Annotated in this window: 15 protein-coding genes; 6 read left to right on the plus strand and 9 right to left on the minus strand. The window is 70.0% G+C overall.

The features are described from left to right. The first annotated feature begins 145 nt into the window (after positions 1-145). The 3 genes from ORI60_RS29670 to ORI60_RS29680 are packed head-to-tail and all read left to right on the plus strand — an operon-like array spanning position 146 to position 2,743. The gene (locus ORI60_RS29670) at positions 146-1,051 is read left to right on the plus strand and encodes an ABC transporter ATP-binding protein (protein ID WP_266041470.1); all 906 of its coding nucleotides are present in this window, start codon (positions 146-148) and stop codon (positions 1,049-1,051) included. Continuing rightward, the gene (locus ORI60_RS29675) at positions 1,048-1,806 is read left to right on the plus strand and encodes an ABC transporter permease (RefSeq protein WP_416234507.1); all 759 of its coding nucleotides are present in this window, start codon (positions 1,048-1,050) and stop codon (positions 1,804-1,806) included. The genes ORI60_RS29670 and ORI60_RS29675 overlap by 4 nt, the downstream gene beginning before the upstream one ends. Positions 1,807-1,825: 19 nt before the next feature. Further along, the gene (locus ORI60_RS29680; protein WP_266041299.1) at positions 1,826-2,743 is read left to right on the plus strand and encodes a COX15/CtaA family protein; all 918 of its coding nucleotides are present in this window, start codon (positions 1,826-1,828) and stop codon (positions 2,741-2,743) included. Here the strand turns inward: ORI60_RS29680 and ORI60_RS29685 are convergent. Continuing rightward, on the minus strand, positions 2,722-3,825 hold the full coding sequence (locus tag ORI60_RS29685) for an ankyrin repeat domain-containing protein (RefSeq protein WP_266041300.1): 1,104 nt from the start codon (positions 3,823-3,825) through the stop codon (positions 2,722-2,724). The genes ORI60_RS29680 and ORI60_RS29685 overlap by 22 nt on opposite strands. Before the next feature lie 9 nt (positions 3,826-3,834). Next, positions 3,835-4,299, minus strand: a complete 465-nt coding sequence (locus ORI60_RS29690; RefSeq protein ID WP_266041301.1) for a GbsR/MarR family transcriptional regulator — start codon at positions 4,297-4,299, stop codon at positions 3,835-3,837. A 94-nt stretch (positions 4,300-4,393) separates the two neighbouring features. Here ORI60_RS29690 and ORI60_RS29695 point away from each other — a divergent pair, with 94 nt between their 5' ends. After that, on the plus strand, positions 4,394-4,720 hold the full coding sequence (locus ORI60_RS29695) for a hypothetical protein (RefSeq protein ID WP_266041302.1): 327 nt from the start codon (positions 4,394-4,396) through the stop codon (positions 4,718-4,720). A gap of 73 nt (positions 4,721-4,793) precedes the next feature. On the opposite strand, the gene ORI60_RS29700 is transcribed toward ORI60_RS29695, so the two are convergent. From ORI60_RS29700 to ORI60_RS29715, 4 genes are read right to left on the minus strand one after another with little or no spacing between them, the layout of a single operon-like run. Then, the gene (locus ORI60_RS29700) at positions 4,794-5,411 is read right to left on the minus strand and encodes a GTP-binding protein (protein ID WP_170176395.1); all 618 of its coding nucleotides are present in this window, start codon (positions 5,409-5,411) and stop codon (positions 4,794-4,796) included. Beyond that, on the minus strand, positions 5,392-5,937 hold the full coding sequence (locus tag ORI60_RS29705) for a DUF742 domain-containing protein (RefSeq protein WP_266041303.1): 546 nt from the start codon (positions 5,935-5,937) through the stop codon (positions 5,392-5,394). The genes ORI60_RS29700 and ORI60_RS29705 overlap by 20 nt, the downstream gene beginning before the upstream one ends. A 4-nt stretch (positions 5,938-5,941) precedes the next feature. Beyond that, positions 5,942-6,361, minus strand: coding sequence for a roadblock/LC7 domain-containing protein (locus ORI60_RS29710; RefSeq protein ID WP_266041304.1), 420 nt, complete (start codon positions 6,359-6,361; stop codon positions 5,942-5,944). Continuing rightward, positions 6,358-8,979 carry a nitrate- and nitrite sensing domain-containing protein gene (locus tag ORI60_RS29715; RefSeq protein WP_266041305.1) on the minus strand — a complete coding sequence of 874 codons (2,622 nt, stop codon included), beginning with the start codon at positions 8,977-8,979 and terminating at the stop codon, positions 6,358-6,360. The genes ORI60_RS29710 and ORI60_RS29715 overlap by 4 nt, the downstream gene beginning before the upstream one ends. 334 nt (positions 8,980-9,313) lie before the next feature. On the opposite strand from ORI60_RS29715, the gene ORI60_RS29720 reads away from it, so the two are divergent. Continuing rightward, entirely contained in the window at positions 9,314-9,724 is a 411-nt protein-coding gene (locus tag ORI60_RS29720; protein ID WP_266041306.1) for a DUF485 domain-containing protein, read from the plus strand. Then, positions 9,721-11,298, plus strand: a complete 1,578-nt coding sequence (locus tag ORI60_RS29725; protein ID WP_266041307.1) for a cation acetate symporter — start codon at positions 9,721-9,723, stop codon at positions 11,296-11,298. Before ORI60_RS29720 ends, ORI60_RS29725 begins: the two co-directional genes overlap by 4 nt. Here ORI60_RS29725 and ORI60_RS29730 read toward each other — a convergent pair. The 3 genes from ORI60_RS29730 to ORI60_RS29740 are packed head-to-tail and all read right to left on the minus strand — an operon-like array spanning position 11,284 to position 13,224. Beyond that, complete coding sequence (locus tag ORI60_RS29730) at positions 11,284-12,069, minus strand: alpha/beta fold hydrolase (protein ID WP_266041308.1); 786 nt, start codon at positions 12,067-12,069, stop codon at positions 11,284-11,286. The genes ORI60_RS29725 and ORI60_RS29730 overlap by 15 nt on opposite strands. A 19-nt stretch (positions 12,070-12,088) precedes the next feature. Further along, the gene (locus tag ORI60_RS29735; protein ID WP_266041309.1) at positions 12,089-12,937 is read right to left on the minus strand and encodes an ATP-grasp domain-containing protein; all 849 of its coding nucleotides are present in this window, start codon (positions 12,935-12,937) and stop codon (positions 12,089-12,091) included. Beyond that, positions 12,934-13,224, minus strand: a complete 291-nt coding sequence (locus ORI60_RS29740; RefSeq protein WP_266041310.1) for a hypothetical protein — start codon at positions 13,222-13,224, stop codon at positions 12,934-12,936. Before ORI60_RS29740 ends, ORI60_RS29735 begins: the two co-directional genes overlap by 4 nt. Positions 13,225-13,228 lie beyond the last annotated feature (4 nt).

Genomic DNA, 13,228 nt, shown 5'->3' on the forward strand with positions numbered 1-13,228 from the left:
CCTGAGGTGTCCCTGAGTCGCCGGGGTAGGGCTAGCCCCACCTTTTTCGGCCCGGTTTCTGAGAACGGGCCGAATGACCCAGCTGCGTGCGGGTCGTCCCGACCGCCTAGGCTGCGTGCTCGTGAGCCCGAATCCCCAGCCTGCGGTGGAAGTGTCGGGGCTGGTCAAGAGATACGGCTCGAAGACCGCCGTCGACGGCCTCGATCTCGTTCAGCAGCCCGGCACCGTTCTCGCCCTGCTCGGGCCCAACGGCGCGGGCAAGACGACGACCGTCGAGATCTGCGAGGGCTTCCGCTCCGCCGACGACGGCTCGGTGCGCGTGCTCGGGCTGCCGGCCGGTACCGAGGCGCTGCGGCCCCGCATCGGCGTGATGCCGCAGGGCGGCGGCGGGTACCCCGGCATCCGCGCCGAGGAGATGCTGAACCTCGTGGCCGCGTGCGCGAAGAACCCGCACGACCCGAAGTGGCTGATCGACGTCCTCGGGCTCGGTGGCGCGGTGCGCACCCCGTACAAGAGGCTCTCCGGCGGCCAGCAGCAGCGGCTGTCGCTCGCGTGCGCGTTGATCGGCCGTCCCGAGCTCGTGTTCCTGGACGAGCCGACCGCGGGCATGGACCCGCAGGCACGCCGTCTGGTGTGGGACCTGGTGGCCGCTCTCAAGGACGACGGCGTGACCGTGCTCCTGACGACGCACCTCATGGACGAGGCCGAGTCGCTGGCCGACGACGTCGTGATCATCGACGAGGGCCGCGTGGTCGCGCAGGGCTCACCCGCCGAGCTGACCGCGAACCGGCCGGACGACCAGCAGCTGCGGTTCCGCGCCCGGCCCGGCCTCGACACCACGTTGCTGTCCGCCGCGCTGCCCGAGGGGTTGAAGGTGCGCGAGGTGACGCGGGGCGCTTACGTCGTGGAAGGCCTGATCGACCCGCAGGTCGTCTCGACCGTCACGTCGTGGTGCGCGCAGCAGGGCGTGCTGGCCGAGGAGCTGACGGTGGCCAAGCGCAGCCTCGAAGACGTTTTCCTGGAGCTGACCGGCAGGGAGCTGCGCTCGTGACCACCTTCGCTCCCGGCACCTTCACGCCCGCGCCCGGCCGCGGGTCGCTGCCGCGCATGCTGTTCGTGCACGCCCGCACCGAGGCGATGCTGACGTTGCGCAACGGCGAGCAGATCCTGCTCACCGTGATCATCCCGCTGGCGTTGCTGATCGCGCTCAGCCTGATGTCGGTGATCCCCATGCCGGAGCCGCGGGTCGGGTCCGCCACCGCGCGGATCTTCGCGCTGGCGATCATCTCGAGCGCCTTCACCGGGCAGGCCATCGCGCTGGGCTTCGACCGGCGGTACGGCGTGCTGAAGCGGCTTTCGGCCTCGGCGCTGCCCCGCTGGCTGCTCGTCGCCGGACGCGTCTGCGGCGCGCTGGTCGTGGTCGCGCTGCAGATCGCGTTGCTGGCGGTCACGGCGCTGTTCCTGGGCTGGCGCTTCCCGCTGGGCGGCCTGCCGTGGGTGGTGCTGCTGATCGTCCTGGGCACGCTGACGTTCGGCGCGCTGGGTGTGCTGCTGGGCGGCTCGCTGCGGGCCGACGTCGTGCTGGCGCTGGCGAACATCATCTGGTTCGTGCTGCTGATGGTCGGCGGTGTGGCGCTGTCGGTGCCGGTCGGGTTCGTGCACCTGCTGCCGTCCGCCGCGCTGGCCCAGGCGCTCGAGACCTCTGTGGTGCACGGCACGGCGCCGGGTGTGGGCCCGGTCGCAGTGCTCGTGGCCTGGGGTGTTGTCGCGGGGGCGTTGGCCACCCGGACGACTCGCTTGACCTGACTGGACCTACCATCAAGGCGTGTCGAAGCTGACCGCCTTCCTCGTGTCCTGGCAGCGCGCGTTCGCGATTGCCGTCGTCATCGCGCAGGCCGGAATCGCGGTCACCGGGTCGATCGTCCGCGTGACCGGCTCCGGGCTCGGCTGCCCGACGTGGCCCGAGTGCGTCGACGGCAGCGTCGTCCCGGTGGAGCACCCCGAGGTCGCGGCCCTGCACCAGTGGGTCGAGTTCGGCAACCGGACGCTGACCGGTGTCGTCGGCATCATCGCGGGCCTGTGCGTGCTGGCGGCGTGGTTCCACCTGCCGCGGCGCAGGCGGGTGCTCGTGCTCTCGCTCGTGCAGCTCGTCGGCGTGGCCGTGCAGGCGGTCGTCGGCGGCATCACGGTGCTGACGGGCCTGGCCTGGTACACCGTGTCGATCCACTTCATGATCTCGATGGGCCTGGTCTGGATGGCCGTGCTCCTCGTGAGCTCGCTGTCCGAGGGCGACGGGCCGGTCCGGCTGAAGGTGCCGGCGCCGCTGATGAGGCTCCAGGTCGTCATGGCCGTCGTGCTGGGCGCCTTGCTGCTCGCCGGCACCTGGGTGACGGCCGCCGGGCCGCACGCCGGTGACGCGTCGACGCCGCGGCTGGGCGTCGACGTGGAGACGCTCGCGCAGATCCACGCGGACCTGCTGTTCCTGTTCCTGGGCCTGCTGATCGCGGTCGGGTTCTTCACCCGCACCCGCCCGTACTGGACGCTCGTCGGCGTCGTGCTCGCCCAGGGCGCACTGGGCATGGTCCAGTACTGGACGGGCGTGCCCGAGGTGCTCGTGTCCATCCACGTGCTCGGCGCCGGCGCGGTCGTCATCGCCACGGCCGCACTGTGGACGTCGTCGCGCGAGCGCACGCACGAGGTCGAGCTGCCCGCTTCGGACGATCAGGCGCTCAGCAAGGCCTGAGCCTCACCCTGGTCGTTGTGGCCGGCCCAGTTCGCGGGCGTGGCCTCGAAGTTCACGTCGGTGATGGTCCGGTCGGCGCCTGCGTCAAGCAGGACGCGGATGACCCGCAGGTGGCCGCGTTCGGCCGCGAGGTGCAGCGCCGTCACGCCCTCGCCGTGCATCGGACCGCCGAAGGTCGTGCGCTGGTTGGGGTTCGCGCCCAGGTCGAGCAACGTGCGGGTGGCGTTCTCCAGCCCGCACCAGGCCGCCCAGGCGAGCGCCGTGCCGCGGTAGACGTCCGCGTCGATCCTGGCGCCGCGCTTGAGCAGGTCGCCCAGGACCTCGGTGCGGTCGTTGCGCGCGGCCCACGACAACGCCTCGTCGAGCACCTCCTGCGGGTCGTTCGTCGGCCACCAGCGCGGGAACCCGCTGTGCGGGCGGTAGTAGCCGCGCCCGGCCTCCGGTGCGGCCGCCAGCTCCAGGTCGCCCAGGCCGGCCGCCGTGCGCAGGTTGGGCGGGTGAACTCCGTGCCGCGCCAGCAGTTCGGCGGTCTCCCTGTTGCCCCAGAACAACGCGACGGCGAGCGGGGTGCCGCCCTCGCCGCGGGCGTCCAGGTCGGTGCGGGCGCCTTCGTCCAGCAGCCGCCGGGCCAGGCCCGGCAGGTTCGCGTAGGCCGCCTGGTGCAGCGCCGTCCAGCCGTGGACGTTCTGGTGGTCGATGTCCGCGCCGTCGTTGAGCAGCACCTCGACGAGGCGTTCGTCGCCCTTCGCCGTCGCGAGGCCGAGCAGGTCGTTCCCGTTGGTGCCGCTGGCTTTCACGAGCCACGGGTCGCGCGTGATGATCGCCTTGAGCTCGCCGGGGTTCTGCATCTCGATGGCCTGGTAGGCGCGGGCGAACGGGCGCGGCTTGCGGATGTTGGCCCTGAGCGCCTTCCAGTCCTCACAGCCGTGGGCCCTGGCCAGCACCATGTGCGCGCCCTCGTCCGTCAGCGGCACGTCGTCGAAGATCTCCAGCGCACCCGGTACGCCGTCCCACGCGGAGGCGAGCAGACCCCGGGCCCGCTCCTCGTAGTACTCGACGTCATCGCGAAACGGGTGCCACATGGCACCACGCTACTTCGGTGCGGAGGGCCTGCGCTCCCACAAAGCGGGGAGTTCCTCTGAGAGCCAACCGTAGATGTGGTCGACGGTCCTCAGCCGCATCGAACGCTCCGGGTCACCGCTGAGCAGGCGCATGCCGTCCTCGGTGAGCGTCTGGACGCTGGCGATCGCGTTGAGCTTGCGCTGGATGAAGTCCGTCCAGGCCTTCTCGTTGATCCGGTACTCGGCCGCCTGCCGCCCGCGCCGGGTCCGCTTGGTCACCAGGCCGACGTTGACCAGGTACTTCAGGTTCGTGCTGATCGACCCGCTGCTGGCTTCGAGCTCCTGCGAGAGCTCGGCCGCGGTGCGCTCGACCGGCTGGCACACCAGCAGGTAACCGAGGATGCGGCCGCCGATCAGCGGAATGCCCTCCTCGGCGAAGTGGGCCGCGAACCGCTCGATCCAGGCCGACAGGCGGGTCTCGCGTCCGACGCTCATCTCAGTGATCCCTTTCGGTCGACACTGAAACTATCGTAGCGATCTTGTCAACGACACGACCGCACTGCGCAGCGCCTGCGAGAAGTTCCTCGACGTGGCCGCGGCACCTGACCTCGGCGAGGCCGCGGACGGAGGCTGGAACGCCGACCAGGTGCCGGCCCACGTTCTCAGCGTCGACGCGGCGGCCGCCGCCGTCGCACTCGGCGTCGTGTCCGGCGCACGCCCTGCCTTCGACAACCGGGTCTGCCTCGCCCCCTGGAACCTCGGCCGGATCATCGCCGAGCACTCCGGCAGAGCCGGCCTGGTCGCCCACGTCCGCCACCAGGCGGCCGTGCTCTGCGACGTCGCCGATCAGCTCAGCGAGAGGGCCGCGGCGGTGAGACGCCAGCGCCTCCGTGCAGCCGTCCAGGCACCGCGCTGAAGCAGTCGGCCCCCAGCGCCAGGCGCTGGGGGCCGATCAACCAGGAAGAGCTGTCGCCCGGAGAAACCCCGGGTCAGCAGACAGGCGCGAGCGGAGTGGTCTCGTCGGGCCCGGCCCGCCGGCGCCACCGGTCCAGCTTCGCGTGCTCGGTCAGCGAGATCAGCGTCTCCCGCACGGAAAGCCGCACGCGCGGGTCGCAGTTCACCACGGGGACGTCGGGCGAGATGCCCATCCCGCGGATGATGGCCTTGACGTCCGACCGGACCGAGGAGTGCACGTTGTTCAGAGCGAGCACGTACGGGATCCGGTGGTCCTCGAAGTACCGCATCGCGTCCACGGAGTCCGCGGGACGCATCACGTCGAACAGCACCACGGCACCCACGGCGCCGCGCACCACGTCGCCCCAGCCCGCGCGCGGGTCCTGCCACTGCGGCGCCACGAAGAGATGCAGCGCGAGGCCCGGATCGAGCCACACGCGTCCGAACTGGATGCGCACCAGTTCCGTCACGGCACCCGCGCGTTCCGGCGGGAGTGCGTTCATCGTCAGGAGATCGTTCTCCACGATGGACCTGATGAAGGTGCTCTTGCCCACGCCGAAGCCGCCGGCGACGACGATCTTGGCCGAGGTCAGCTCCCGACCGGGCGGCCCGGGAGGGCCGAATTCGGGAAATCTAGAGCCGACGTAGTCCACTAAGCACTCTCTCCATCAACCCGAGGTCTGGCGTGTCACCGCCTGCGGAAGCGGTCTGGTGCACGTCCACCAAGCCTCGTTCCGCCATGTCACCGAGCAGCACCTTCACGACTCCCAGCGGGAGGCGCATCAGTGCGGCCACCTCCGCGACGGATCGCGGGGAGTGGCACAGCTCGACAACGCGTTGGTGCTCAGCCTGCAAGATACCTGCAGACTGCCGACTCTGATCATTGGCGGAGACAAGTGTCTCGATCTCGAGGTCGATGTTGGACCGAGTGCGCCCACCCGTCCAGGCATATGCACGAACGATCGAGGCGTCGTGAGCCTCCTGGACCGAGGGTTCGAACACCCCGGCATCTTCTTGCCGTACAACGGGAGTCGCTTCCCGCGCGGGCACCTGCTCCGGCGCGGGCGACCGCTTCCGGCCCGAATTCAGGGAGAACCCGTTCATCAGGTCGGCGAACGTCTGCTCGGCGGGCGTTTCGGCCCGCTTCCGCCGTCGGTGCGCGTCTGGGGAGGAACTCATGGGATCACCTCACGCTGTGCAGCTGCGCTCGCAGTTCGGGGGTGAGGATCTGGCCCACCTGGTCGACGACCACGGTCATCTCGTAGGCGACCTGGCCGACGTCACTGTCGGGGGCGGCGAGAACCGCCAGACAAGACCCGTCTCGGATGGACATGAGAAGCATGATCCCGTAGTCCATCTCGATCACGGTGCGCAACACTCCGCCACCTTCGAAGCACCGGGAGGCGGCCGCGGTGAGGGCCGTGACTCCCGACGCGATGGCGGACAACTGGTCGGCGCGCTCCGGCGGCAGACCCGTCGACTTGGTGAGCAGCAAGCCGTCCACCGAGATCACGATCGCGTGCGCGACACCGGCCACGCGATCGGTGAAGTTCGTGACCAACCAGCCGAACTGGTCGACCTGGCGCGACTGAGGCGTGCTCATGCCTTCTCCCCGTTGTACTGGCCGTTCCCCTGGCCTTTTCCGTTCGCGTTGCCGCCGAGCGGCGCCTGGCGCAGGCCCGTCTGGTAGCTCGCGAGAAAGCCTCGCGCTCGTTCCGGATCGCGCTTCTGGCTCACAGCGGGACGCGCACCGTTCTCGGAGTGTTCCGCGAGGTCGGGGAGCAGGTTCTTGCGCGGCGCCCGTTTCGGCAACCCGGCATCGGTCTCCCCCGCGTCCGTGACGGGGTCTCCGGCCTGCTCCCAGACCGTCCCTCCGGGCTTCTTGCCGAACCAGGATGCCACTACCGACGGTGACGACGCGGGTGAGGGTCCGGGGTGGGGCCGTGCCGGCGGCCGGTCGCCGTCTGCCGGTTCGTCCGAGAGGGCGGCGCCCCGGAACCAGGAGGACGTCGTCTCGCTCGGTGACTCGTGCGGCACACCGTTGTGCTGTGCCGCGGGTCGCGGTGCCCGCTGGGGCAGCGACTCGTCGATCGCGGCGCCGCGGAACGACATCCACTCGGCGGACTCGCGCGGGCTGTCGATGGCCGGCGCGGGTGCGGGTGGCGGCGCCAGGTTCGGCGTCTTCACGACGACGTGCGGCTGCCGGGGCAGGGCGGGCTTCGGCTGGGGCAGCGCGGCGTGCCGCGGCTGGGACGGCGCCGGGGCCTCCTCGTGCGAGCGCACGAGGTCCGCGGGCACGAGCACGAACGCGCGCAGGCCCTCACGACCCTCGCCCGCGCCGCGCAGCCGGACGGTGATGTTGTGGCGGCCCGCGAGCCTGCCGACGACGAACAGGCCCATCTGGCGCGAGACGGGCACGTCCTCCTCGGTGCCGGTCGAGAGCCGCTCGTTGGCTTCGGTGAGCTCGGCCGGGCCCATGCCGATGCCCTGGTCGGCGACCTCGACGAGCACGGCGCCCTGCTGGTCGATCCGGGAGCCGATCACGACCTGGGTGGTGGGCGCGGAGAACGCGGTGGCGTTGTCCAGCAGCTCGGCGACGAGGCGCACGAGGTCGCTGGCCGCGTAGCCGACGATCTCCACCGACGGCGTCGACTTCACGACGACCCGCTGGTAGTGCTCGATCTCCGACGCGGCGGCGCGCAGCACGTCCGCGAGCGGGACGGGCTGGTGGAACCGGCGGGCGACGTCGCTGCCGGACAGCACCATCAGGTTCTCGTTGTTGCGGCGCATGCGCGTCGCGAGGTGGTCGAGCTTGAACAGGTTCGCGAGCTGCTCGGGGTTCTCCTCGTGGCGCTCGAGCTCCTCCATGAGCTTGAGCTGGCGTTCGACGAGGCCCTGCGAGCGGCGCGACAGGTTGACGAAGATGTTCCTCATGCCCGAGCGCAGCGACGACTGCTCGACGGCGCCGCGGATGGCCTGCTCGTGCACGGCGTCGAACGCGCGGGCCAGCTGGCCGAACTCCTCGCTGGTGTGCACGGGCACCGGTTCGATCTCGGTGTCGGGCTTGCGGTCGGCGCGGATCGCGGCGACGACCTCGGGGAGGTGGTGGTGCGCCACGTCGAGGGCGGAGCGGCGCAGCTCGGACAGCGAGCGCAGCAGGTAGCGGCCGATGACGAAGCCGAGCGTGCCGGCGATCAGCAGCATCGCGAGCAGGATGACCGCGGCGGCGCCCGCCTTGTTGGACGTGTCGTCCTGCAGGGCGCCCGCGGTGTTCGCGAGCTCGTCCTGCAGTTCGCGGACGACCTGTTCCATCAGGCGCGCGGTGGTGCCGGACGACTTGTTCCAGTCGTCGACGGCGATGCCGAACTCCTGCGGCGGCTTGGGCTGGCCGGGGCGCGTCGCGGGTGGCGGGGTGCCGTCGGGCTGGGTGAGCGCGCGTTCCACGAGCGCGGAGCGGATCGCGACGGCGGCACCGGTCACGGTCTGGTCGTAGATGCGGCGCTGTTCGGTGGTGCCGATGGCCTGGAAGTCGTTCAGGCGGTCCTGCAGGCGGATGTCGGACTGCTCCAGCGCGCGGATCTCGGGGCCGAGGAGCTTGCCGCGGCCGATCCCGGCGAGCACGAACGCGTGCTGCAGCGAGACCTGCTCCTGCGCGATGACCATGTTGTGCAGCGCCGTCGCGGTGCCCGAGATGGCGTTGTCGTTGAACTGGCCGACGAGCGCCTGCTCGAAGTCCAGCAGCGACTTGATGATCGCGGTGTAGCCGTAGGTACCGCCGGACGGGTCACCGCCGTCGCCGCCCTGCGCGACCTTCTCCCGCAGGTTCTTGAGCGTCTCCAGCTGGCCGCCGACCTCGGCGAAGCGCTGGCGGGAGACGTCGCTGACGCCGTCGGTGCGCTCGATCCGGCGGCGCACCGTGGAGGCGGCGTTGTCGGTGGCGCTGATCTGGTTCTGGTAGGCGCCGACGCCGGAACCGCTGGTGGCGCTCTGCGCGGCGAGCGTGCGCTCCTGCTGGACGCTGGAGATCAAAGGCGCGAGATCCGCCCTCAGCCGCACCAGGCCCTGCATCTGCACGTAGTTGTTGGACCGGTCGACGTAACCGGAGATCTGCAGAGCGCCCGCGCCGACGGCCACCGCCACGGGGACGAGCAGCACGACGCCGAGCTTGACGGGCAGGCGCCAGTTGCGCCAGTCGCTGATCTTTCTCCACTCGACATTCACGAAATGATCCCCAAGGCGCGTTCGAAGTGCCCCACTATCGGCTACCTCCTGGCCTGGTGAATCCCCGCGAGTCGATGTCCCCCGCAGCTCGATATCTCCATCAGCCGTATCGGGTGTGAGCGGATAGTAGGCCAGAGAGCGTGACGCGACAACGACCTGCGGCGTGCACGATCGATCACCCAGGGTGACACTGGACCTTTTGGGGTGGTCCTGCTGGTTCCGGGGATTGACTCAACGCCACGCGTGGTTACGCTTGCGCCTCCCAACCCCGGATCGGACGCGCTGTGCGCGCGGAGCCTCGCCGGGCACTCCCCGTAACGAATGCGAGCGGTTGATGACGAAGGCGCTGCCCTCCGTGTCACGCCCGGCCACCCCCGGTTTCGCGACCTTTGACGAGCCACATCACTCATTGCTTATCGATGGTGACGGTGAGCCTGATTTCGATGCCATCCAAACGAGTGAGGATTTCCTCGCCCTGAAGCGCCGGGTGAAGCGTTTTATTCTCCCGGCGACGGTGGTGTTCCTCGCTTGGTACGTCACGTTCGTATTGCTTTCGGCTTACGCCGCCGAGTTCATGAGCACTCCGCTGTTCGGAACGGTGAACGTCGGCCTGACGATGGGATTTCTCCAGATCGTGACGACCGTCATCATCACAATGGCGTACTCGCGTTACTCCAAGCGGAAGCTCGATCCGCAGGTCGACAGGGTGCGTGCGCTCGTGGAAACCGATGAGGAGCTCGCGTGACCGGGGCGAACACCGCGATCAACCTGTCCGTCTTCGGCGTCTTCGTGCTGCTGACGCTCTACATCGTGTACCGGGCCTCGACGCGGAACGTGAGCGCGTCGGACTACTACGCGGCGGGCAGCAGTTTCACGGGCACGCAGAACGGCATCGCGCTCTCGGGCGACTTCCTGTCCGCGGCGTCGTTCCTGGGCATCTCCGGCGCGATCGCCGTGAACGGCTACGACGGCTTCATGTACTCGATCGGCTGGGTCGTCGCCTGGCTGATCGGTTTGATGCTGATCTCGGAACGGCTGCGCAACACCGGCCGTTTCACCATGGGCGACGTCATGGCGTTCCGCATGCGCCAGCGGCCCGTGCGCGCGGCCGCGGCGAACTCGACCCTGGTCATCTCGCTCTTCTACATGATCGCCCAGATGGCGGGCGCCGGCGGCCTGATGGCGTTGCTGCTGGACGTGCACAGCAAGATCGGCCAGGCGATCATCATCGCGGTCGTCGGCATCGTCATGGTGCTGTACGTGCTGGTCGGCGGCATGAAGGGCACCACGTGGGTGCAGATCATCAAGGCCGTGCTGCTGATCCTCACGGTGTCGCTGCTGACGATCTTCCTGATCGGCAAGTTCGGCTTCGACTTCTCCTCAATGCTCGACCGCGCGACGCAGCGTTCGCCGCTGGGCGAGGCCGTCCTCTCGCCGGGTGTGAAGTACGGCGCGACGGACCTGTCGAAGATCGACTTCATCTCGCTGGCCCTGGCGCTCGTGCTGGGCACCGCGTCTCTCCCCCACGTGCTGATGCGCTTCTACACGGTGCCGAACGCCCGTGAGGCGCGGAAGTCCGTCGTGTGGGCGACGTGGATGATGGCGATCTTCTACTCGTGCACCCTGGTCATCGGCTTCGGCGCGATGGCGCTGGTCGGCACCGACAAGATCACCAACGCTCCCGGCGGCGAGAACTCGGCCGCGCCGCTGCTGGCGTTCCAGGTCGGCGGCACGGTCCTGCTGGGCATCGTCTGCGCCGTGGCGTTCGCCACGATCCTCGCCGTGGTCGCGGGTCTGACGCTGACGGCGTCGGCCTCGTTCGCGCACGACGTCTACGCGAACGTGATCAAGCGGGGCGAGGCCGACCCGCGCGACGAGGTCCGCGTCGCGCGCATCACCGCCGTGTGCGTGGGCGTGCTGGCGATCGTCGGCGGCATCGCGGCCAACGGCCAGAACGTCGCCTTCCTGGTCGCCCTGGCGTTCGCGCTGGCCGCGTCCGCGAACCTGCCGACGCTGCTGTACTCGTTGTTCTGGAAGCGTTTCAACACGCGCGGCACGCTGTGGAGCATCTACGGCGGCCTCACGTCGTGCGTGCTGCTCATCGTCTTCTCGCCCGCGATCTCCGGCTCGAAGTCGTCGGTGTTCCCGGACGCCGACTTCGCGTTCTTCCCGCTGTCGAACCCCGGCATCGTGTCGATCCCGCTGTCGTTCCTGGCCGGGTTCCTGGGCACGGTCCTCGGTGGCGAGAAGGCGGACGCGGCCAAGCAGGCGGAGATGGAGGTGCGCGGCCTGACCGGCATCGGCTCAGGTCTGCGCTAGCAAGTCTTCCACCGCCTCGTTGAAGACGGTGGGGCGTTCCAGGTTCGGCATGTGGGCGGCACCGTCGACCACGACCAGCGTCGAACCCGGAACGCGCTCGCTCATGTACTCGGCCGCGCTGACCGGGGTGAACTCGTCGTCGCTGCCGACGATCACGAGCGTCGGCACGGTGATCGCGGTGAGCGTCTCGGTGTAGTCGGGCCGTTGCGCGCGGCCTCGCAACGCCGCCGCCGCGCCTTCCGGTGGCGCGTTGAGCATCAGCCCCGCGACGAACTCGCCGGCCTCGGGGTTGTGCGGTGCCACCATCTTCCACTTCACCTCGGTGGCGTAGCCGGACATGCCCTCGCGCAGCAGCCGGTCGGCCATGGCGTTGCGGTCGCGGCGCCCCTGCTCGGTCTCGGCCTGCGCGAACGTGTCGGCGAGAACGAGGCCGCGCAGGCGCTCGGGGAACGTGCGCGCGAACTCCATGACGATCTGCCCGCCCATCGAGAGGCCGCCGAGCACGACCTTCTCGATGCCGAGGTGGTCGAGCAGGCCCGCGATGTCGGCCGCGAAGACGTCCAGCGGCGTGGTGCCGGGCACGACGGTGGTCTCGCCGTACCCGCGCAGGTCCGCCGCGACCACACGCCGGCCGCGGGTGCTGAAGTGCTCGACCTGCGGCCGCCACATCGTGCGGTCGAAGGGGTGGCCGTGCACCAGCACCAGCACGTCGTCGCCGGTGCCTTCGTCGTCGTAGCCGATCGTGATGCCGTTGACGTTCGCCGTGGTCATGATCCGACCGTAGCGCGATCTACGAACGCGAGGCCGCTTCCTGGATCACCTTGCTGAACCGGGAGGCCGCATCGTCGGTCGCGAGCTTGAAGCCCAGCGACGGCTCGGTCAGCTCCAGTTCGAGCAGCAGCGGTTCCCCGCCGGGACCCTCGACCACGTCCACGCGGGCGTAGAGGAAGTCGGCGCGCCGCAACGAGAGCAGGGCCGCGGCGACGTCGAGCACCTGCTCGGCGAGCGCGACCTGGCGCGGCGCGGGCTCGATGCCGCTCAGCCGCTCCTCGACGTAGAGCCCAGACTCGGACTCGGCGAGGCCCTGGGCCAGCATCGGTCCTTTATGGAACGAGTGGGAGTACTCGCCCGCGAAGAACACCAGCGCCGTCTCGCCGTGGGCATCCACACTGGACTGGTACGGCTGCACCAGCGCGGTGGCGCCGAGGGCGTCCAGGTGTGCGCGGGCCGCGGCGTGGTCGGTGAACCGGCCGGCACCGCGCGAGCCCGCGCCGACCGCCGGCTTCACCACGAACTCGCCGTCCGGGAAGGCCGGCTCCTCCCCTGGCCGCACGACCGCGGTGGGCACGACGGGGACGCCGTGCGCGGCGAGCTCGGCCATGTACGACTTGTCGATGTTCCAGCGGACCACCGGCAGCGGGTTGGCGAGGGTGGGCACGCCCGCGCACCACGCCAGGAACTCGTCCAGGTGGTCCGGGTAGTCCCAGGTCGTGCGCAGGACGACGAGGTCGGCCTCGACCTCGCCGCCCCACGGCCGCCACTCGACGTCGACGCCGTCGCGCTGGAGGGCGGCGACGAGCGGCTCCTCGTCACCGTCTCCCAGGGGCAACCGGTCGCACGAGGCGAGCACGACCCTCATGACTGCATCGTGGCCATCTTGCGGCGGTGGGCGGGGCCGATCTTGGTGGCGGCGGTGGTCTCGCGGTCCCATTCGGCCTGCTCGACGCCGTCCGCGGCCTCGACGGCCTTGGTGGCGGACTCGACGTCCTTCACCATCACGTCGCCCATGGCGCCGTCCGCGCCGACCAGCACGATCCGCGCGCCTGCCCGGCCGATCGGTTCGACGACGGCCCTGACCGGCGTGTCCGCCTTACCGTGGGCCTTCACGAACTCGGCGATGCGCTTCTGAGTGGTGTGATCAGACATCCCC

The organism is Lentzea sp. NEAU-D7, assembly GCF_026242055.1.
Classification (GTDB): Bacteria; Actinomycetota; Actinomycetes; order Mycobacteriales; family Pseudonocardiaceae; genus Lentzea.

What these genes read in the sequence shown, in the direction of transcription:
- ORI60_RS29730 (WP_266041308.1), bottom strand. Translation starts at nt 12,069, where the DNA reads ATGACCACGGCGAACGTCAACGGCATCACGATCGGCTACGACGACGAA.
- ORI60_RS29740 (WP_266041310.1), bottom strand. Translation starts at nt 13,224, where the DNA reads ATGTCTGATCACACCACTCAGAAGCGCATCGCCGAGTTCGTGAAGGCC.
- ORI60_RS29705 (WP_266041303.1), bottom strand. Translation starts at nt 5,937, where the DNA reads ATGAGTTCCTCCCCAGACGCGCACCGACGGCGGAAGCGGGCCGAAACG.
- ORI60_RS29690 (WP_266041301.1), bottom strand. Translation starts at nt 4,299, where the DNA reads ATGAGCGTCGGACGCGAGACCCGCCTGTCGGCCTGGATCGAGCGGTTC.
- ORI60_RS29710 (WP_266041304.1), bottom strand. Translation starts at nt 6,361, where the DNA reads ATGAGCACGCCTCAGTCGCGCCAGGTCGACCAGTTCGGCTGGTTGGTC.
- ORI60_RS29685 (WP_266041300.1), bottom strand. Translation starts at nt 3,825, where the DNA reads ATGTGGCACCCGTTTCGCGATGACGTCGAGTACTACGAGGAGCGGGCC.
- ORI60_RS29720 (WP_266041306.1), top strand. Translation starts at nt 9,314, where the DNA reads ATGACGAAGGCGCTGCCCTCCGTGTCACGCCCGGCCACCCCCGGTTTC.
- ORI60_RS29735 (WP_266041309.1), bottom strand. Translation starts at nt 12,937, where the DNA reads ATGAGGGTCGTGCTCGCCTCGTGCGACCGGTTGCCCCTGGGAGACGGT.